Origin of the sequence: Streptomyces sp. NPDC097107 (assembly GCF_044762405.1) — a bacterium.
In the GTDB taxonomy this organism is placed as follows: Bacteria; Actinomycetota; Actinomycetes; order Streptomycetales; family Streptomycetaceae; genus Streptomyces; species Streptomyces thinghirensis.
In genome coordinates, this window is the sequence record NZ_JBIWEF010000006.1 from 375,271 (window position 1) to 394,188 (window position 18,918).

15 protein-coding genes and 1 pseudogene are annotated in these 18,918 nt (G+C 71.2%); 8 read left to right on the plus strand and 8 right to left on the minus strand.

Annotated elements, in window-relative coordinates:
• Nucleotides 1-64 precede the first annotated feature (64 nt).
• The 3 genes from ACIQ1J_RS17220 to ACIQ1J_RS17230 all read left to right on the plus strand — a co-directional run bounded on the left by ACIQ1J_RS17220 (nt 65) and on the right by ACIQ1J_RS17230 (nt 3,483).
• A complete protein-coding gene (locus ACIQ1J_RS17220) occupies nt 65-544 on the plus strand; it encodes an NUDIX hydrolase (protein ID WP_403557487.1) in 480 nt (159 codons plus the stop codon).
• A gap of 55 nt (nt 545-599) precedes the next feature.
• Entirely contained in the window at nt 600-1,400 is an 801-nt protein-coding gene (locus tag ACIQ1J_RS17225) for a 3-hydroxybutyrate dehydrogenase (RefSeq protein WP_403557488.1), read from the plus strand.
• Nucleotides 1,401-1,506: 106 nt separating this feature from the next.
• Nucleotides 1,507-3,483, plus strand: coding sequence for a helix-turn-helix domain-containing protein (locus tag ACIQ1J_RS17230; protein ID WP_403557489.1), 1,977 nt, complete (start codon nt 1,507-1,509; stop codon nt 3,481-3,483).
• A 43-nt stretch (nt 3,484-3,526) separates the two neighbouring features.
• On the opposite strand, the gene ACIQ1J_RS17235 is transcribed toward ACIQ1J_RS17230, so the two are convergent.
• On the minus strand, nt 3,527-4,930 hold the full coding sequence (locus tag ACIQ1J_RS17235) for an MFS transporter (RefSeq protein ID WP_403557490.1): 1,404 nt from the start codon (nt 4,928-4,930) through the stop codon (nt 3,527-3,529).
• 201 nt (nt 4,931-5,131) lie between these two features.
• Here ACIQ1J_RS17235 and ACIQ1J_RS17240 point away from each other — a divergent pair, with 201 nt between their 5' ends.
• On the plus strand, nt 5,132-5,737 hold the full coding sequence (locus tag ACIQ1J_RS17240; protein ID WP_403557491.1) for a class I SAM-dependent methyltransferase: 606 nt from the start codon (nt 5,132-5,134) through the stop codon (nt 5,735-5,737).
• Between the two features lie 59 nt (nt 5,738-5,796).
• On the opposite strand, the gene ACIQ1J_RS17245 is transcribed toward ACIQ1J_RS17240, so the two are convergent.
• Nucleotides 5,797-6,156 carry a hypothetical protein gene (locus tag ACIQ1J_RS17245; protein ID WP_403557492.1) on the minus strand — a complete coding sequence of 120 codons (360 nt, stop codon included), beginning with the start codon at nt 6,154-6,156 and terminating at the stop codon, nt 5,797-5,799.
• Between the two features lie 118 nt (nt 6,157-6,274).
• Here ACIQ1J_RS17245 and ACIQ1J_RS17250 point away from each other — a divergent pair, with 118 nt between their 5' ends.
• The gene (locus ACIQ1J_RS17250) at nt 6,275-7,294 is read left to right on the plus strand and encodes a LacI family DNA-binding transcriptional regulator (RefSeq protein WP_403557493.1); all 1,020 of its coding nucleotides are present in this window, start codon (nt 6,275-6,277) and stop codon (nt 7,292-7,294) included.
• Nucleotides 7,295-7,350: 56 nt separating this feature from the next.
• Here ACIQ1J_RS17250 and ACIQ1J_RS17255 read toward each other — a convergent pair whose 3' ends face one another.
• Genes ACIQ1J_RS17255 through ACIQ1J_RS17270 form a run of 4 tightly spaced genes read right to left on the minus strand, consistent with a single transcriptional unit; the run spans nt 7,351 to nt 11,957 of the window.
• The gene (locus ACIQ1J_RS17255) at nt 7,351-8,706 is read right to left on the minus strand and encodes a GH1 family beta-glucosidase (protein ID WP_403557494.1); all 1,356 of its coding nucleotides are present in this window, start codon (nt 8,704-8,706) and stop codon (nt 7,351-7,353) included.
• Between the two features lie 56 nt (nt 8,707-8,762).
• Nucleotides 8,763-9,602, minus strand: a complete 840-nt coding sequence (locus ACIQ1J_RS17260) for a carbohydrate ABC transporter permease (RefSeq protein ID WP_403557620.1) — start codon at nt 9,600-9,602, stop codon at nt 8,763-8,765.
• 28 nt (nt 9,603-9,630) lie between these two features.
• On the minus strand, nt 9,631-10,626 hold the full coding sequence (locus tag ACIQ1J_RS17265; protein WP_403557495.1) for a carbohydrate ABC transporter permease: 996 nt from the start codon (nt 10,624-10,626) through the stop codon (nt 9,631-9,633).
• 14 nt (nt 10,627-10,640) lie between these two features.
• Nucleotides 10,641-11,957, minus strand: a complete 1,317-nt coding sequence (locus ACIQ1J_RS17270) for an ABC transporter substrate-binding protein (RefSeq protein WP_403557496.1) — start codon at nt 11,955-11,957, stop codon at nt 10,641-10,643.
• A 184-nt stretch (nt 11,958-12,141) separates the two neighbouring features.
• On the opposite strand from ACIQ1J_RS17270, the pseudogene ACIQ1J_RS17275 reads away from it, so the two are divergent.
• A pseudogene (locus tag ACIQ1J_RS17275) lies at nt 12,142-12,943 on the plus strand (ROK family protein); the annotation flags it as partial.
• Between the two features lie 229 nt (nt 12,944-13,172).
• Here ACIQ1J_RS17275 and ACIQ1J_RS17280 read toward each other — a convergent pair.
• Nucleotides 13,173-15,368, minus strand: coding sequence for a discoidin domain-containing protein (locus ACIQ1J_RS17280; RefSeq protein ID WP_403557497.1), 2,196 nt, complete (start codon nt 15,366-15,368; stop codon nt 13,173-13,175).
• Nucleotides 15,369-15,677: 309 nt separating this feature from the next.
• Between ACIQ1J_RS17280 and ACIQ1J_RS17285 the strand changes: the two genes are divergently transcribed.
• Together ACIQ1J_RS17285 and ACIQ1J_RS17290 are read left to right on the plus strand one after the other, a co-directional pair.
• Nucleotides 15,678-16,337 (plus strand): HEAT repeat domain-containing protein, encoded by a 660-nt coding sequence (locus ACIQ1J_RS17285; protein WP_403557498.1) that lies wholly within the window; start codon nt 15,678-15,680, stop codon nt 16,335-16,337.
• A 20-nt stretch (nt 16,338-16,357) separates the two neighbouring features.
• Nucleotides 16,358-17,362 carry a HEAT repeat domain-containing protein gene (locus tag ACIQ1J_RS17290; RefSeq protein WP_403557499.1) on the plus strand — a complete coding sequence of 335 codons (1,005 nt, stop codon included), beginning with the start codon at nt 16,358-16,360 and terminating at the stop codon, nt 17,360-17,362.
• Nucleotides 17,363-17,763: 401 nt separating this feature from the next.
• Here ACIQ1J_RS17290 and ACIQ1J_RS17295 read toward each other — a convergent pair whose 3' ends face one another.
• Nucleotides 17,764-18,819 carry a LacI family DNA-binding transcriptional regulator gene (locus ACIQ1J_RS17295; RefSeq protein WP_403557500.1) on the minus strand — a complete coding sequence of 352 codons (1,056 nt, stop codon included), beginning with the start codon at nt 18,817-18,819 and terminating at the stop codon, nt 17,764-17,766.
• Between the last annotated feature and the right edge of the window lie 99 nt (nt 18,820-18,918).

The window sequence follows — 18,918 nt, forward strand, 5'->3', positions numbered from 1 at the left end:
TACACCCGCCGCACGCCCGCGGCCTCGCCCGAAGGGGTCCGACCGGCCCGTTAGGGTCGTGCGCATGGCTACTCCCGACTTCATCCGCGACCTGCGCGTCTTGGCCGGACACCAGCTGCTGTGGCTCCCCGGAGTCACCGCCGTCGTCTTCGACGACGAGGGCCGGGTGCTGCTGAACCGGCGCGCCGACAACCGGCGCTGGTCACTGATCGGCGGCATCCCGGAACCGGGGGAGCAGCCCGCCGCCTGCGCGGTGCGCGAGGTCGAGGAGGAGACGGCCGTACGGTGCGTCGTCGAGCGGGTGGTCCTCGTCCAGGCCCTGAACCCGGTCACGTACGACAACGGTGACGTCTGCCAGTACATGGACATCACTTTCCGGTGCCGGGCCGTCGGCGGCGACGCCCGGGCCAACGACGACGAGTCGCTGGACGCGGGCTGGTTCGCGGTGGACGCCCTGCCGGACCTCAAGGAGTTCGGGCAGACCCGGGTCAAGCAGGCGCTGTCCAACGCCCCCACATGGTTCGACCCCACTGGTTGCATCTGAAGTATGGGGCGTGCCCACATGGGGGGTGCGGTGGACGCTGCCTAGGGTCGGAGATATGACCTCGCCCAGCGTCCTCCCGGCCCCCCATGCCTCCCCGCTCGACCTCGGCGGCCGTACCGCCCTCATCACCGGCGCCGCCGGCGGCATCGGCCGTGCCTGTGCGCAGCGGCTTGCCGCCGCCGGGGCCAAGGTCAGAGCGGTCGACCGGGACTCCGCCGGGCTGGACGCGCTCGCCGAGATCTGTGGGGGCCTCGCCGGCAGCGTCGAACCTCACGTCCTGGACCTGACCGACCTGGACGCCGCCGAGCTCGCCGCCGCCGGTACCGACGTCCTCGTCAACAACGCCGGGCTGCAGTTGGTGCGGCCCATCGAGGAGTTCCCGCCGGACGTCTTCCACACCGTGCTCACCGTGATGCTGGAGGCCCCCTTCCGCCTCATCCGCGGCGCCCTGCCCCACATGTACGGGCAGGGCTGGGGCCGTATCGTCAACGTCTCCTCCGTCCACGGCCTGCGCGCCTCGGCCTACAAGGCGGCCTACGTCTCCGCCAAGCACGGGCTGGAGGGACTGTCCAAGACCGCCGCCCTCGAAGGTGCCGCCCACGGCGTCACCTCCAATTGCGTGAACCCCTCCTACGTACGCACCCCGCTGGTCGAAAAGCAGATCACCGACCAGGCCCGGGCCCACGGCATCCCCGAGGAGCAGGTGCTGACCGACGTCATGCTGCGGGACAGCGCCGTGCGCCGGCTCATCGAACCGGAGGAGGTCGCCGACGCCGTGGCCTACCTGTGCGGCCCGCAGGCGTCCTTCGTCACCGGCACCTCACTCGTCCTGGACGGCGGCTGGACCGCGCACTGATCGCAGTGGCGGCCCGAGCCGCCCACCGAGCCGGGTGGTGCTCCTCGGCGGCCGGGGTTTTCCACAGGGCTGCCGGGACGACCGTGCGATGGGGAATCCTGTGAGCATGTCCCGCGATCACGTGCAGTCCGCCGAGCGCTCCGCCCACGATGCCGGAGCGCCGGTCGGCGACGCCGGCGCTGCCGAGAGCCCGGCCGCCGCCGTCGAGACGCCGTTCCTGGAGCTGTTGGCCCGGGGCGCGTCCGCCGACGCCTACGAGCAGCCGGTGCTGCTCGCCCGCGCCGAGCGGGGACCGGCCGAGCGGATCACCGCGCTGGAACAGGCGAGGAACCTCGCCCTGCGCGTGCGCTCCGAACTGGAGGGCAGGCGCAGGCGTGAGGCCGAGCTGTCCGCACTGTTCGAGACGGCCCACGACCTCGCCGGCCTGCGCGACCTGGACGCGGTCCTGCGCGCGATCGTGCAACGGGCCCGCTCGCTGCTCGGCACCGACGTGGCCTACCTCAGCCTCAACGACACGGCCCGCGGCGACACCTATATGCGCGTCACCGAGGGCTCGGTCGCGGCCCGCTTCCAGCAGCTGCGGCTCGGCATGGGGGAGGGGCTCGGCGGCCTCGTCGCCCAGACCGCCCGCCCCTACGTCACCGACGACTACTTCAAGGACGCCCGGTTCCAGCACACCCGCACCATCGACGCGGGCGTACGCGACGAGGGCCTGGTCGCCATCCTCGGCGTGCCTCTCATGCTCGGCCACCACGTCATCGGCGTGCTCTTCGCCGCGGACCGGCGCGCCCGCGTCTTCGAACGTGAGCAGATCGCCCTGCTCGGCTCCTTCGCCGCCCTCGCGGCAGCCGCCATCGACACCGCGAACCTGCTCGCCGAGACCCGTTCGGCCCTCGCCGGCCTGGAGCGGGCCAACGAGATCATCCGGGACCGCAGCGGCGTCATCGAGCGCGCGTCCGACGTCCACGACCGGCTCGCCGAGCTCGTCCTGCGCGGCGGTGGTGTCCACGACGTGGCCGCCGCCGTCTCCCAGGTCCTGGCCGGCACCGTCGAGTTCACCGAGGCCGCCTCGGCGCCGCCGCGGGCCCTGGAGACATCCCGCACCGAGGGTCACGCGGTGCGGCACGAGGACGACTGGATCGCCGCCGTCGCCGCCGGCGACGAGCTGCTCGGCGCCCTCGTCCTGTGCGGCCACCCCGGACTCGACCCCGTCGACCAGCTCACCCTGGAGCGCGCCGCGATGGTCACCTCCCTCCTCCTGCTCGCCCGGCGCTCCGCCGCCGAGGCCGAACAGCGCGTACGCGGCGAGCTGCTGGACGATCTGCTCGACGCCCGAGACCGCGACCCGCGCCTGCTGGGCGACCGCGCCCGGCGGCTGCGCGCCGACCTGGACGCCACCCACGTCGTGCTCGCCGCCCGCCTCGACGCCACCGCACCCGACGCAGACCAGGAGGCGGACGCGCGCAGACGCCTGTGGGCCGCCGCCTCCCACCTCGCCGCCACCCGTCACGGCCTGGCCGCCGCCCGTGACGGCGGCACCGTACTGCTGCTGCCCCTGACCGCGGGGGACGGTGCCACGGACCTGGCCCGCCGCACCGCCCGCCAGCTGGGCACGGCCGTCCACGAGGCCGTCACCGTCGGCGCCTCCGCCCCCGTGGAGGATCTCGCCGACCGCCCCGACTCCGTGGCCGCCGCCTACACCGAGGCCCGGCGCTGCCTCGACGCCCTGCGCCTGCTGGGCCGCTCCGGGGACGGCGCGGCCGCCGAGGACTTCGGATTCCTGGGACTGCTGCTGGCCGGGGACCAGAACGTCTCCGGCTTCGTCGAGCGCACCATCGGCCAGGTCGTCGCCTACGACGAGCGGCGCGGCACCGAACTCCTGCGCACCCTCGACGCGTACTTCGCCTGCGGCATGAGCCCCGCCCGCACCAAGGACGCCCTGCACGTCCACGTGAACACGGTCGCCCAGCGCCTCGAACGCGTCGGCCGCCTCCTGGGCGACGACTGGCAGAGCCCCGACCGCGCGCTGGAGATACAACTGGCGCTGAGACTGCACCGGCTGTCGATACCGGCACAGCACTGACCCCCGTACGCACGGGGCGTACGGGGGCCGGCCGCAGGGCAGGTCAGAGGGTGCGCGCTCCCGGCGTCCGGGAGGCGCTCCCCTCCGCCTCCTTCATGTCCCCGTCCCCGTCCCCGTCCGCGGGAGAGGACATGACCTCGTTGAGGTCCCGGTGGCGGGTCTCCTTCGCCACACCCACCGCGATCAGCGTCAGGACGACCGCGGCGATGACGTAGAGGGAGATCGGGGCGGAGCTGTCGTACTTGTCCAGCAGTGCGGTGGCGATCAGCGGTGCGGGGGCGCCGGCCGCGACGGACGCGAACTGCGCGCCGATGGACGCACCCGAGTAGCGCATCCGGGTCGCGAACATCTCGGAGAAGAACGCCGCCTGGGGCGCGTACATCGCGCCGTGCAGCACCAGGCCCACGGTCACCGCGAGGAGCAGACTGCCGAAGTCACCGGTGTCGATCAGCATGAAGAAGGGGAACATCCACAGCCCGACACCGGCCGCGCCCAGCAGATACACCGGACGCCGGCCGATCCGGTCCGACAGCGCCCCCCAGGCCGGGATGACCGCGAAGTGCACGGCCGATGCGATCAGTACCGTGTTGAGCGCGCTCTGCTTGGAGACGTCTGCGGCGGTGGTGGCGTAGACGAGGATGAAGGCCGTGATGACGTAGTAGCTGATGTTCTCCGCCATCCGCGCGCCCATCGCGATCAGCACGTCACGCCAGTGGTGCCGCAGCACGGCGACGATCGGAAGCGGCTCGGCCTTCGCCGTGCGCGTCTCGGCCTGTGCCAACGCCTGCTTGAAGACGGGCGATTCGTCGACGGACAGACGAATCCACAAACCGACCATGACCAGCACTCCGGAGAGCAGGAACGGTATCCGCCAGCCCCAGCTGTTGAACGCGGAGTCCGACAGCACGGCCGTCAGCAGCGACAGCACGCCGGTCGCCAGCAACTGCCCCGCCGGCGCCCCGGTCTGCGGCCACGACGCCCAGAACCCGCGCCGCCGCGCGTCCCCGTGCTCCGACACCAGCAGCACGGCGCCGCCCCACTCGCCGCCGAGCGCGAAGCCCTGGACGAGTCGCAGCACGGTCAGCAGCACGGGAGCGGCCGTACCGATGGTCGCGTGCGTGGGCAGCAGCCCGATCGCGAAAGTCGCCCCGCCCATCATCAACAGGCTGAGCACCAGCAGCTTCTTGCGCCCGAGCCGGTCACCGTAGTGCCCGAACACCAGCGCCCCCAGCGGACGCGCGGCGAACCCGACCGCGTACGTCAGGAACGACAGCAGCGTGCCGACCAGCGGGTCGGAGTCAGGGAAGAACAGCTTGTTGAAGACGAGAGCGGCGGCGGAGCCGTAGAGGAAGAAGTCGTACCACTCGATGGTGGTGCCGATGAGGGACGCGGCGACGATGCGCTTGAGTTTGCCGGGTGTCGGGGGAGCGGATGCTGCGGAGGCCATGTGCGCCACTTCCTCGTGTGCGGTGGGGACGGGTACGTGAGGGCACACGGTAGGAAGCCGCAGGTCAGGGGCACATGTGGCGGGACAACATAGTTCGGGCCCGAGGTGTGCGTGCGCCCCCCATGCCGATGACGGGACACGGTGCACGGACAGGATGGACGCCAGCACCCGGGCGTTCACCCAGTGCCTATGCTTACGGCCATGAGTCGATGGGAGAAGCTGACTGGTGGTGCGTCCGGCGAGCAGTATGCGGCTCGGTTCGCTCAACTCGCCGAGCAGGGTGAAGACGTACACGGCGAGGCGCGACTGTGTGCCACGCTGGTGCCCCCTGGAGCGCGGGTGCTGGACGCCGGATGCGGCACCGGTCGGGTCCTGATCCGGCTCGCCCAGCTCGGGTATGAGGGCGTGGGCGTGGACCGTGACGCCTCCATGCTGGCCGTGGCACGTCGCAACGCGCCACACCTGACCTGGCTGCAGGCTGACCTGTCGGACTTCGACCCGGCGACCGCGGGCATCACCACCGGCTTCGACCTCGTCGTGGCCGCCGGCAACATCTTCCCCCTCCTCGCCCCGGGAACCGAGGCCGCCGTCGCCGCCCGGCTGGCCCGTGCCCTGCGCCCCGGCGGATTCCTCGTCGCGGGCTTCGGCTTGGACCGGGAGCATCTACCCGTGCCGCCCAGCCTCACCCTGGGGGAGTACGACGCGTATTGCGGCGCCGCCGGCCTCACCCTGACCGATCGCTTCGCCACGTGGGACGCCGCTCCGTACGACGGTGGCGGCTACGCGGTCAGCGTCCATCGCCGCTGAGGGCCGCGGGCGCCGGCCGACAGAGGTCGGCCGGGGCCCGCGGCTTCAGGACGCGGCGCTCACCGCTCCCGGTCGCACATGCCTTCCTCCAACTCGTGGATGTCCCGGTCGCCGGAGCCGACACAGGTCCAGCGGTCGGGATCCTGGTCCTCCCAGCCGGCGGGATCGGCGAGGAGGTCGTCCAGGGCCTGACCGGTCACTGCTTCGCTGGTGAGGTGCGCGGGCCATTCGCCGGACTGGTACACCTTGATGAAGCCGAGGCGCTGCCAGCAGCGGATGAGGCGGGAGAAGCGCGGGATGTGCTTCTTCCACTCCTCCTCGTCCTCACTGTCGGACCAGTCGGACAGCAGGGCCCAGAGGTCGGATCCCTCTCCTCCGTTGATGAAGAGGCAGTACTCGTCGTCTTGCAGGTCCCGCATGGGGGTGGGTCCCTCCACGTCCTGTCGCCTTCGTCGGCCGAGCGTTTGACGTCATAGCCGTCGCAGTCGGCCCGTGTTACCGATGTTGGTGTGGCTGCCCGGCATTAGAGTTCCTCCCATGAACAGGCAGGCCCCGACGCTGGAGGATGTCGCGCGGGAGGCGGGGGTCTCCCGTGCCACCGTGTCGCGGGTCGTGAACGGCGTGCGCAACGTCGATCCCGGCATCCAGGACCTGGTCCGCAGCGCGATCGAGCGGACGGGCTACACGCCGAACCGCGCAGCGAGGGCGTTGGTCACCCGACGTACCGGGACGGTGGCCCTCATCGTCTCCGGCGCGGGCGACGCCTTCGCGGGCCGCGTGTTCGCGGACCCGTTCTTCGGTCGTGTCGTCAACGGCGTCGTGGGGTATCTCCGTGCGCGCATGACGCAACCGGTGCTGCTGTTCGCCGAGTCGGAGGCGGCCAGGACGCAGGTGGCCGACTATCTGCGGCAGGGCAGTGCGGACGGCGCGCTGGTGGTCTCCGTACAACCGGACGACCCTCTGCCGGACATGCTCCTGTCCGCCCGCGTCCCCACGGTGCTGTTCGCACGTCCCAACCGGGCGACACCGGTCAGTTGCGTCGATCTGGACCACCGTGCGGGGGGCCGCTTGGCCGGGGAACACCTCCTGGGCCGCGGCTGCCGCCGTATCGCGGTGATCGGCGCGCCGCCGGGTCTCAGGGCCGGCCGGGAACGCCTCGCCGGATTCCGCGACGCCCTGGCTCGCGCGGGGCATGGCAGCCCTCCCGTGGCCGACGGCGTGTTCACGCTGGACAGCGGGGCGGTGGCCATGGCCGCGCTGCTGCGGTACCGCCCCGCTGTGGACGGCGTGTTCGCGGCCAACGATCTGATGGCCCAGGGCGCCTGTCAGGTCCTGCGGGAACTGGGCAGGCGCATACCGGAGGATGTCGCCGTCGTCGGGTTCGACGACTCGAGCATCGCCGTGACGTGCCGGCCACCGCTGACCACCGTGCGCCAGCCGGTGGAGGAGATGGCGGCGGCCATGGCCAGGATGCTGGACGAGCAGGTCCGGGGCACCCGCACCGAACCCCGCACCCTCGTCTTCGAACCGGAACTGGTCGTACGCGAGTCCGCCTGACCGGGCGACGGGGCAGGGCCCCGGCCATCGGCATGGTCAGGCGCGATCAGGCGCGATCAGGCGCGGGACTCCCCGTGGGCACGAATGATCTCCGCGTACCGCAGGCCGCTCGTCTTGACGGTCCGGACCTGCGTCGCGTAGTCGACGTGGACGAGGCCGAAGCGTTTGTCGTAGCCGTAGGCCCACTCGAAGTTGTCGAGCAGGGACCAGGCGTAATAGCCGGCCAGCGGTACGCCCTTGCGGACCGCCCGGGCGCAGGCGCTCACGTGCTGCTCCAGGTAACGGGCCCGGTCGGGGTCGTGGACTGCGCCGTCGGGCGAGACCGTGTCCGCGAACGCGGAGCCGTTCTCGGTGACGTACAGCTTGCGGACTCCATACTCGTCGGTCAGGCGCAGCAGCAGGGCCTCCAGGCCGCCGGCGTCGATCTGCCAGTCCATGCCGGTGCGCGGTACGTCGGGCAGCCGGACCTCACGGGCGTACGGGACGGGGCCCAGGGGGTCGTCGGTGACGGTCGCCGGGAAGTAGTAGTTGAGGCCGTGCCAGTCGAGGGGCGTGGCGATCGCGTCCAGGTCGCCCGGGCGCTCGGGCAGGTCCACGCCGTACAGCTCGCGCATGTCGGTGGGGAAGCCGCGGCCGTAGACCGGGTCGAGCCACCAGCGGTTGGTGTGGCCGTCCATGCGGGTGGCCGCCGCGATGTCCTCCGGGCGGGTCGAGGCGGCCTCGACGGTGGAGTGGTTGGTGACGAGGCCGATCCGCGCGCCCGGCACGGCCGCGCGGACCGCCCGGGTGGCGAGGCCGTGCCCGAGGAGAAGATGGTACGAGGCGCGTACGGCGGCGGTCAGGTCGGTCAGGCCGGGTGCCATCCGGCCCTCCAGGTGGCCGATCCAGCCGGAGCACAGGGGTTCGTTCAGGGTGGCCCACTGGGTGACGCGATCGCCGAGGCGGCCGGCCACGACCGAGGCGTAGTCGGCGAGGTGCTCCGCGGTATCGCGTACGGTCCAGCCGCCGCGGTCCTGGAGCGACTGGGGAAGGTCCCAGTGGTAGAGGGTGACGTTGGGGGTGATCCCCGCGTCGAGGAGGCCGTCGACGAGCCGGTCGTAGAAGTCGAGTCCGGCCGCGTTGACCGGTCCGTCGCCACCGGGCAGGACACGGGGCCAGGCGATGGACAGGCGGTAGGCGTCGGCGCCGAGCCGCTTCATCAGGGCGATGTCCTCGGGCCACCGGTGGTAGTGGTCGCAGGCCACGTCGCCGTGGTCGTCGTTGTCGATCCTCCCGGGGGTGTGGGAGAAGGTGTCCCAGATCGACGGTGCCCGGCCGTCCTCGGCGACGGCGCCCTCGATCTGGTAGGCGGAGGTGGCCGTGCCCCAGGTGAAGTCGGCGGGGAAGGCGGCGAGGTCGAGCGATTCGGACACAGAGGGCCTCTCTGGGGTGGTCGGGTGGAGTGGGGCAGGGGCAGGGGCAGGGGCGGCTATTTGACGGCGCCGGCGGTGAGGCCGGTGACGAGGTAGCGCTGGAGCAGCAGGAAGCCGGCGACGACGGGGAGGCTGACGACGAGTGAGGCGGCCATGACCTGGTTCCAGTACACGTCGTTCTGGGTGGCGTAGCCCTGGAGGCCGACGGCCAGGGTGCGGGTGGTCTCGTTGGTCATGACCGAGGCGAAGAGCACTTCGCCCCAGGCAGTCATGAACGCGTAGACGGCGACGGCGACGATGCCGGGGATCGCGGCGGGCACGATCACCCGGAAGAGGGCGCCGAGCGGTCCGCAGCCGTCCACCTTGGCCGCCTCGTCGAGGTCCCTGGGCACGGAGTCGAAGTAGCCGATCAGCATCCAGATGGAGAACGGCAGCGAGAAGGTGAGGTAGGTGAGGATCAGGCCGCCGCGGGAGCCGAACAGGGCGATCCCGGTGGCGTTGCCGATGTTGACGTAGATGAGGAACAGCGGCAGCAGGAACAGGATGCCGGGGAACATCTGGGTCGAGAGCACGGTCACCGTGAAGACGCGCTTGCCGCGGAAGGAGTACCGGCTGACCGCGTAGGCCGCGAACACGGCGATGGTGACGGAGCAGAGGGTCGCCGAGCCCGCCACGATCAGCGAGTTCACGAAGTAGTCGGCGAGTGGGACCGTTTCCCAGATGTCGAAGTACGGGCGGACGGTGAGACCCGAGGGGATCCACTCGAACTTGCCCGACACGTCTTCCAGCGGCTTCAGTGAGCTGGAGATCATCACGTAGACCGGCAGCAGGACGAAGACGGTGAGGAGGGTCAGGAAGACGCGACGGCTCCACAGGAAGGACCGCGGGGCGGCCATCGGGGAGCGGGGTCGCCGGACGGCGGGGCTAGGCATCGGTGGCCTTCCTTCCTCGCGAGGTGAGCCAGAGGTAGACGCCCGTCACCACGAGCAGGAACAGGAGCAGCAGGACCGACATCGCGGAGCCCGTCCCGAAGTTCCAGGTCTGGAACGAGGACTGGTAGATGTGGATGGAGATGAGGTCCGCGGCCTCCGGTGCCGCCTTGCCGAACAGGACGAAGGGCGTGTTGAAGTCGTTGAACGTCCACAGGAACAGCACCAGGACGAGGACCTGGTTGACGGGGCGCAGCGCCGGCAGGGTGATGCGGCGGACCTGCTGCCAGACGCCCGCGCCGTCCAGGGCGGCGGCCTCGTAGACGTCCCTCGGGATGTTCTGCAGTCCGGCCATGATGATGAGGAAGGCGAAGGGCCAGCCCTTCCACACCGAGACGACGAGCAGCGCGATGAAGCTGTTGTCGCCGATCAGCCAGAACGGGGGACTGCCGGTGAGCCCGAGCTGGTCGTGCAGCACGTGGTTCACCAGCCCGTTGTCCCGCTGGAACATGAACGACCAGGTGATGACGGCGGCGTACACGGGCAGCGCGTACGGGACGAGGAAGATCGTGCGCAGGAAGCCCCGGCCGCGGAACGATTCCTGCAGGAAGACCGCGGCGGCCACGCCCAGCACCCAGCACAGGCCGACGGAGACCACGGTGAACAGGCAGGTGGTGAAGAACGAGTTGAGCAGCGCCTCGCCCACGGGGGCGTCGAAGTCGACCGACAGCTGGTAGTTGTCGAGGCCGGCCCAGGGCGCGGTGCCCCAGTCGCGGATGTAGAACTGGGTCAGCTCCTTGAAGCTGACGACGATGCCGATCACCATCGGCACCAGGTGGACCAGTAGTTCGAGGAGGATCGCGGGGAACAGCAGCAGGTACGGCAGGGCGATGCGGCGCAGCCGCCCGGAGCGACGCTTGCGCGGCGCCGCTCCGGGGTCGTTCTTCCGCGCCGTCCGCTCGCCTGCGTCGAGGGCAGCGGTGGTGGTCATGGCGGTTTCCGGGCTCACTTCTTGGGCATCTGCTGCTGGGCCTTCTCGAGCCCCGCCCGCACTGACTCGGTGGTCACCGCGCGGCCGGCGGCGGCGTCGGCGAAGAGTTCCTTGACGGCGGTGCCGACGACGGTCTCGAACTGCGACTCCTCGGGGACCTGCGGCAGTGCGGTGGCACTGGTCGCGAGGGTCTCCCGGAGCACAGTGAGGGACGGGGTGTCGAAGGCCGGGTCCTGCTGGGCGGCCTTGACCGGCGGGATGGAGCCGTAGGCCTTGTTGAGGACGACCTGCTCCTCGTCGCTGGTCATGAACTTCACGAACTTCCTGGCGCCGTCGATGTTCTTGGTGTTCTTGAAGACGGCCATGTTGATGCCGGCGACCATGGAGTTGGTGGCCTTGCCCGGGCCGGGCTCGCCGGACTGCACGGGGGCGGGCGCGACGCCCCACTCGTCCTCGCTCATGCCCTGCGACTCGAAGGTGGCCGACGCGGTCTGCCACAGCACCATGGCCGTCTTGTCCTTGGCGAAGTCGCTCAGGGACTGGTTCTGCGCGTACTCGGCGTTGCCGGGCGCGACGATCTTGTCCTTGGCCATCAGATCGACGTACTGCTTCACCGCCGCGACGGCGCCGTCCGAGGTGAAGTCGGCCTTGCCTTCAGGGGTGAAGAAGTCCGCGCCGTGCTGCTTGGCGAGGACGAAGACCTGGTGGATGTTGTTGGAGAGGTTCGAACCCTCCGCGCCGAGCCCCCACCTGCCGTCCTCGGAGAGCTTCCTGCCGGTCTCGGCCAGCTCCTCCCAGGTCGCCGGCGGCTTCTCTATGCCGGCGTCGGCGAACATCTTCTTGTTGTAGTAGAGCGCGTAGGCCATGGAGTACAGCGGTACGGCGGCCGGGTCCTGGCCCGGTACGCCGGTCGAGCCGAGCGCGGACTCCACGAAGCGGTCCTTGCCGCCGATGGTCTCGAAGTTCTCCGCGTCCCAGGGCAGGAGGGCGCCGCTGGACTGCAGCGACGCGCTCCAGGTGTTGCCGATGTTCAGGACGTCGGGGCCCTGGCCCGAGGTGGTGGCGGTGAGGATGCGGTTGAGGAGGTCCGCCCAGGGCACGACCTCCAGCTTCACCTCGATGCCGGTCTCCTTCTCGAACTTGTCGAGTTCCGGCTGGAGGACCTTCTTGTCGACCTCCAGGTTCGCGCCCTGGTTGGAGGCCCAGTAGGTGAGGGTCTTCGGCTGCTCGTTGGAGCCCTCCGTGCCGGACGACCCCCCGCCGCAGGCGGCCACGGTGAGGGCGAAGGAGAGGGTGACGGCGCCGACGGCTGCGGCTCTGTTTCTGCGCATGACTCCAGAGGCCTTCCGGGAGGTGACGGGGTCGCCCGCGGAGGGGGTCCGGGGCAGCACCCCGCGTTCCCTGAATACCCCCACGGCTTAATTTAGGATGTGAGTTAAACTTCGAACGAAGGGCGCGTCAAGAGCCCCGCCACAGGTAAGTCGCGGTAAGGATGTCGGAACGAGGGGGGCGAGGGTGAAGGTGCGCAACGGGCGTACGGTGCGTGACCTGCGGCGGCAGAACCGCACCGCCGTATTGCAACGGTGACGGGCCGCTCAGCAGGTTCTCGCTGGGGCCGGTCACCGGGTTGAGTTCCGGCTCGGTCAGCAACATGGTCTCCGAACTGGTCGCCGAGGGACTGGTGGAGGAGGCCGGAAGCGTCGGCTCCGCCGGCGGCCGTCCCCGCACGCTGCTGCGCGTCAGCGCGCGGAGCGCTTACATGATCGGCGTCGACATCGGCGAGACCCGCGTGCGGATCGAACTCTTCGACCTCGCCCTCACCGAGCTGGCCCGGGTCGAGAGACCGCTGGAGTCGGAGGGGCCGCGCCGCGTCGACCGCTACGACGTCGGCGTCGTCATGACGCATCTGCGCGAGGGCATCCCCGAGGTGCTGGACGAGGCCGGCATCGCGGCGGAGAGCCTGCTCGGCGTCGGGATCGGCGTGCCGGGCATCGTCGCCAGGACCGCCGAGGCCGGCGCGGTCGTGCACGGCCAGACGATCGGCTGGGACGCCGTTCCGCTGGAGCGGTTGCTGCGCGAGTCCCGGGTCCTGCCCGAGACGGTGCCCTACTACATCGACAACGGGGCCAAGACGCTGGGCCAGGCGGAGATGTGGTTCGGCGCCGGCCGGGGCGCGCAGAGCGCGGCGGTGGTGCTTTTCGGCTCAGGTGTCGGCGCCTGCGTCGTCGGGGACGACATGCGACCGGGCCGGGCCGTGGAGTGGGGCCACCTGACGGTACGGGTGCGCGGGCGCCGGTGCCGCTGCGGCGCGCGGGGCGGCGAGGGCGAGCGACGACGCCACCAGTGCGCCGAGGGCGAGCAGGGGGACGGCGCGGCGGCCGGCCCGTCCGCGGTACGAGAGGTCTGGGGACACATCTGCTCCTGGCGGGTTGAGGAGAGCCGACGGGGCGGGGCGGCGGCCGGGGACCGCCTGATGGTCCCTCCGGGCCGGGAGCGCGGGGACGTGGTCCGGCCCGGAGGGGAGTTCCGACCGGCTGACGGCTCGGTCAGGGGAAGGAGACGACCGTGGACGGCACGGTCGTAGTGCCGGCCGGGACGGTGGAGGCACCGGTGTCGTTGATGACGTGGTTGTAGTGCCCCATGCCACCCAGGGAGACCACGAGGAGGCTGTGGAACTTGACTCCCGGTGTGACGGGCGCCTTGAAGCCGCGGTCCTGGCGGATGTTCGGGTCGACGTTGTAGTTGCAGTAGCTGCCGAGGCCCCAGGCTTCGTGGGTGTCCACGGAGTCGTCGACGCGGTAGGCGGCGTACCCCTTCGTCGTGCCGTTCTGGATGGCCGCCTGGTTGGGGGCGTCGTACGCCTTCTCGTTCTGGTAGAAGATCGTCCGGCCGCGTTCGCCGTACCACTCGACGTCGTACTTGTTGAAGTGCTCGACGAACAGTCCGGTGGCCAGTACGTCGTCGCCGTTGACGCGGACGCCGTGGTCGGCCCGGTTGGTCTCCCAGCCGACGCCCTCGCCGTGGTCGGCCCGCCACACCCAGGTGTGGTCGATGATCGTGTCGTGGCTGTTGACCACCATGCTGGTGGTCGCCTTGCCCGCGCCCGCGCCGCCGATGCGGATGTAGACGTCCTGCACGGTGGTCGGGTTCGCGGCGTGGTCGGTGCCGGCGCCCTGGTGGCCGATCTCCAGTAGCGTGGGGGAGTTGACCGGCCCGGCGTCGATGAGGAAGCCGGCGAGCTTCACGCCGTCCACGTCGGCGACCTTCACCGCGGTCACCCCGTTGTCCGGGATGATCGTGGCGAGGCCGAGGCCCAGCACGACGGTGTCCGCCCGGTTGACGTTGATGGTCTGGTCGACGTGGTAGACGCCGGGGGTGAAGAGGAGGTGCAGGCCCTGGGCGAGAGCGGCGTTGATGGTGGCGGCGGTGGCGCCGGGCTTGACGACGTAGAACCTGTCCAGCGGGATCGACTCGCCCTGCGGGGTGCCGTTCGCCCAGGTGGTGCCGCGGGCGTTGGTCCGCTTGGCGGGGGCGAAGACCTTGTACTCGTCGCCGTCCAGGTAGAGGAACGGCTTCTCGCGGGAGATCGGCGTCGTGTCGAGCGTGGTGTAGCGGGGCTCGGGGAAGCTGGTGGCGGGAGCGCCCTCGACTCCTGAGAAGGTCTGGTTCCAGACGCTGTTGGACCAGCCGCCGATGGAGCTGTCGCGGGTGTACCACTGCTGCTGCGAGTAGTTGCCGACCTGGCCGTCGATCTTGCTGTCGGCGATGTAGCCGCCGCTGGCCCAGCCGTAGCCGTTGGGCGCGAGGTTGAGGCCGCCCTTGACGTGCATCCGGCGGAACGAGGCGGCCTGCGAGACCGCCCACCGGTTGGTCCCGCTGACCGGATTCACGGCGAGGTTCTCCGCACCGCGCCAGAAGTTCTGGGTGGCGTTGCCGTTGAACCAGCCGGCGTCGACGGTGACGTCACCGTCGATCGTCGTGTCGTCGGGGCGCAGGCCGAGACCGAGGATCTGGGTGTAGAAGCCGATCTGGGCGTTGAGGTTGTCGTAGGTGCCGGGCTTGAAGAGGAAGGCGTGCCGGCCGGAGCCGAACTGCGCCGACTCCTGCTCCTGGAAGACCTGGTCCAGCTTGGCCTGGATGCCGGGCGTGGACGGGTCGAAGACGTGCACGTTGGGGCCGAGGTCGCCGCCGCCCGGGATGACCGGGCCCGGGTCGTCGCCGGTGGTGCCGAACACCTTGAACTCCCAGAGGGAGTAGCCGTATCCGGTGGCTCGGGCGGCGCCGAGCATGCGGACGTACCGGGCGGTGCCGGAGACGTTCACGATCTCCGTGCCGCCGGCGCCGGTGGTGGTGGAGTGGGCCGTCGACCAGTCGGTGCCGTTCTGAGACGTCTCGATGCGGTAGGACTTGGCGTAGGCGGCCTCCCAGCGCAGCTCGACCCGGCTGAGGGAGGTGGAGGCGCCGAGGTCGACGCGGAGCCACTGCGGATCGGCGGCGGCGCTGGACCAGCGGGTGCCGTTGTCGCCGTCGACGGCCGCGGTCGCCGGGGTGCCGTAGTGCTCCTGGCTGGAAGCGGCGACCGGCTTGCCCTGCGACAGCAGTACGGGCGCGGCCTGGGCCTGCGCGGCGGGGAGGACGGCGAGCAGGGTGGCGGCCAGCGCGGTGACGAGGACGCCGACGAGACCGCGGCGACCGGGTCTGCGCGGCACCGGCACCGCCGGGGATATGCCGACAGCGGGCATGGAAGGACTCCTTGACACGGAAGAGGTGGGAGAGCGCTCTCCGGCACCTTGCCCGCCCTGCCGGTCGCGGTCAAGGTTCCTCGCACGGCTTTTCTTTTGGCTTTCATTAAGTACATTCGGCCGATCCCTCCCCGCTACGACGGGTGCTGCCCGGCCGTGCCGCCGGGCAGCACCCGTCCCGCGGCCTCCTCCTTCACCCCGGCCGACGCCGATCGCCGAGGTGCGGGGTAGGAGACGGTGTGGTCGGGGCCGTTTGACCTTGACACAGTGACAAGGCCTTCACTGTGGCCAGGAGGTGGTCCCGACGACATGTCGAAACAGGACAGGGGTACCGAACAGGCCCTTCGGAGGCTGGAGGACACCAGCCCGTCAGTGCGGCTGCGGGCAGCGCTGGGTGTCGGAACGGCCCCCGACCCGCGGTTCGTCGGCAAGCTCGTCGAACGATGCGCGGTCGAGCCGGAGTTCTACGTGCGCGACATGCTCACCTGGGCACTCACGCGTCACCCGTCCTCCGCGACGCTCCCGGCGCTGCTGCACGAAGTCCGCTCGGAGTGCGCGCAGGCACGAAGCCAGGCCCTGCACACGCTGTCCAAGATCGGGGACCGGCAGGCGTGGCCGGCGATCACACGGGCGCTGCTGTCCGACGCCGACGACGAGGTGGCGCGGAGCGCCTGGCGGGCAGCGGTCGTGCTCGTGCCCGAAGGGGAAGAGCCCCGGCTGGCCGCGGCGTTGGCCGCACAGCTCGGGCGCGGCGAACGGGAGACGCAGCTGAGCCTCAGCAGGGCGCTGATCGCGCTCGGGGAGGTGATCGTGCCGCCCCTGCGTGCCGCGAGAACGGATCCCGACCCCCTCGTGCGCGGGCACGCGATCGCCACGGAACGGCTGTTGCGCAACCCGGAGGCCGGATTCGAGTCCGCGATCGAGGAGGCGAAGCGCATCGTGGTCCTGGGCAGGACGAGCCAGGAGTGACAGGTCAGGAGTGACAGGCAGTGTTGATCAGTGATGTGGCGCGACGGTCCGGGGTGAGCGCCCGCATGCTCAGGCACTACGACTCGCTCGGCCTGGTGCGGCCGACGGGCCGTACCGGCGCCGGCTATCGCGACTACTCCGGCGAGGACATCCGGCGGATCTTCCATGTCGAGAGCCTGCGGTCACTGGGCCTGTCCCTGCGTGAAGTCGGGCGCGCGCTGGACGATCCCGGGTTCACGCCCGCACGGCTCGTCGGCGACCTCGTCCGGCAGACGCGGGAACGCATCGCGGCCGAGACGGAGCTGCTCACGCGGCTGGACCGGATCGGTGCCGCGGAACCCGCCGGCTGGGAGGACGTCCTCCAGACCGTGGCTCTCCTGCAGGCCCTGGGGTCGAAGAGTGCCGCGACGCGCCAGCGCGCGGCCCTGTCCTCGGCCGAAGAGGCTCCGGTGCCGGTGGACGCACTGGTCGAGGCAGCGCTGACCGAGGCGGACCCGAACGTCGCCGGGGCCATCCGCTGGGCTCTGGCGCGCTCGGGCGATGCGGGACTCGCGCTGCTGGCGGAGGGACTCGCCTCACCGGATGCCGAGGTCCGCGAACGTGCCGTCCGGTCGATCGCCGAGATCCCGGACGGTGCGGCGACCGCACTGCTCGAGGAGGCACTCGCCGACTCCGACGTCGCGGTCCGCAGGTACGCGGCCGTGGCGCTCGGGGCACGCGGGGTGGCCGACGCGGTGCCGACGCTCGTCGGCATGGTCGTCGACGAGGCGAACGACGTCGACGCGGCCGACGCGCTGGGCGCGCTGGCGCTCGATCCGGCGCTGGCGGACCGGATCGCCACCGGGCTCGTCGACCGCCTCACGCCGGGCACCGAGGGATCATCCGCACGTCGACGGCTGACACAGGCGCTCGCCGACATCCCGGGAACGACGGCGTCACGTGCCCTGGCGCAGCTGTCCCACGACGAGGACCGTGCCGTGGCGCTCACCGCGGCATACGTGCTCAAGCTGCGCGACGCGCGGTAGCGGATGTCTCCGGTTCGCCACCGGCGGTGGGCGGGCGGTACGTCGTCTCGGTGGCGGCACCGGCGGCACCGGCGGCACCGGCGGCACCGGCGGCACCGGCGGCACCGGCGGCACCGGCGGCACCGGCGGCACCGGCGGCACCGGCGGCACGGCGCGCACCGGGGCGCCGGGGGCGCCGGCCGCCACCGGCTACCGGCCGCACGGGCGGCATCGGGCGCACCGCCTGCACGCCTGCACCATCTGCACCGCCTGCCCCTCACGCGCCTACCGCGCGGGCGGTGTCGGGCGCACTGCCTGCATGCTTGCGCCGCCTGCGCCGCCTGCCCCTCACGCGCCTTCCGCGCGGGCGGCGTAGGCGGCACCGCCTGCACGCCTGCACCGCCCGCGACCGGCAGGTCCCCTCACGCGTCCGCGCCGACCGGCTCCGCCGCGGCGCCGCGCTGCCCCCGTCGGGCCGTGGTCTGCCGTACGACGAGACGTGTCGCCAGTTCTATGCGCTGGGCGGCCCCGCGAGGGTCGTCCGGGCGGAAGAGCATGCGGGTCGCCTCCTCGGCCATGCCCCGCAGCGGCTGATGGACCGTGGTCAGCGGCGGGCTCGACCACTGGGCCAGCGGTACGTCGTCGTAGCCGACCACCGAGAGGTCCTCCGGCACGCTCAGCCCCCTGAGCCGGGCCGCCTCCAGGACGCCGAGTGCCTGGAGGTCGCTGCCCGCGAAGACCGCCGTCGGCCGGTGGGGACCGCTCAGCAGGTCCATGGCGTGCTCGAAGCCGCCCCGCACCTGGAAGTCGCCGAACCGGACCAGACGCGGGTCGACCGTCAGGCCCGCCATGGTCATGGCCGAGCGGTACCCGTCGAGACGGGCCAGTGAGCACAGCATGTCCTCGGGCCCGGTGATGATCGCGACGCGCTCGTGTCCGTGGCCGGTGAGATGGCGCGTCGCGGCGAGCCCTCCGGCCCAGTTGGCGGAGCCCACGGACGGTACGTCCGGATCGGGGTCGCCGGCCGGGTCGACGATGACGAAGGGGATGCCCCGCGATCCGAGCCGGTGCCTCACCTCCGCGGGGAGCGACGAGAAGACCAGCACGACACCCAGCGGCCTGCGTCGGAGCACGCCCTCCATCCAGCCGGGGGCGGGTGCGTGCCGGGTGCCGCTCCTGGTGAGCACCACGGTCGCCCGGTTGGCCTTGGCGACGTTCTCCACGCCCCGGACGAGTTCCATCGCCCAGACGCTGTCCAACTCGTGGAAGACCAGTTCGACGAGCGGGGAGCGCGGTGGGCCGGAGCTCCGGCGGCGGTAGCCGTGGACCTCCAGAAGCCGCTCCACCCTGGCCCGGGTGAGGTTGGAGACATCCGAACGACCGTTGAGGACCTTCGAAACTGTCGGAAGGGAGACCTTCGCTTCTTTCGCCACCTCGGCCAGCGTCACCCTGGCGCCCACCTCAACTTCACCGTGCATACAGGCAGGGTAGGTCATGCGATCGATAACGTTTTGAGTCGGCACCCGCACGGCCATTGACCGGAAATCCCGACTGACTTTACTGTCCGACAGCATGGA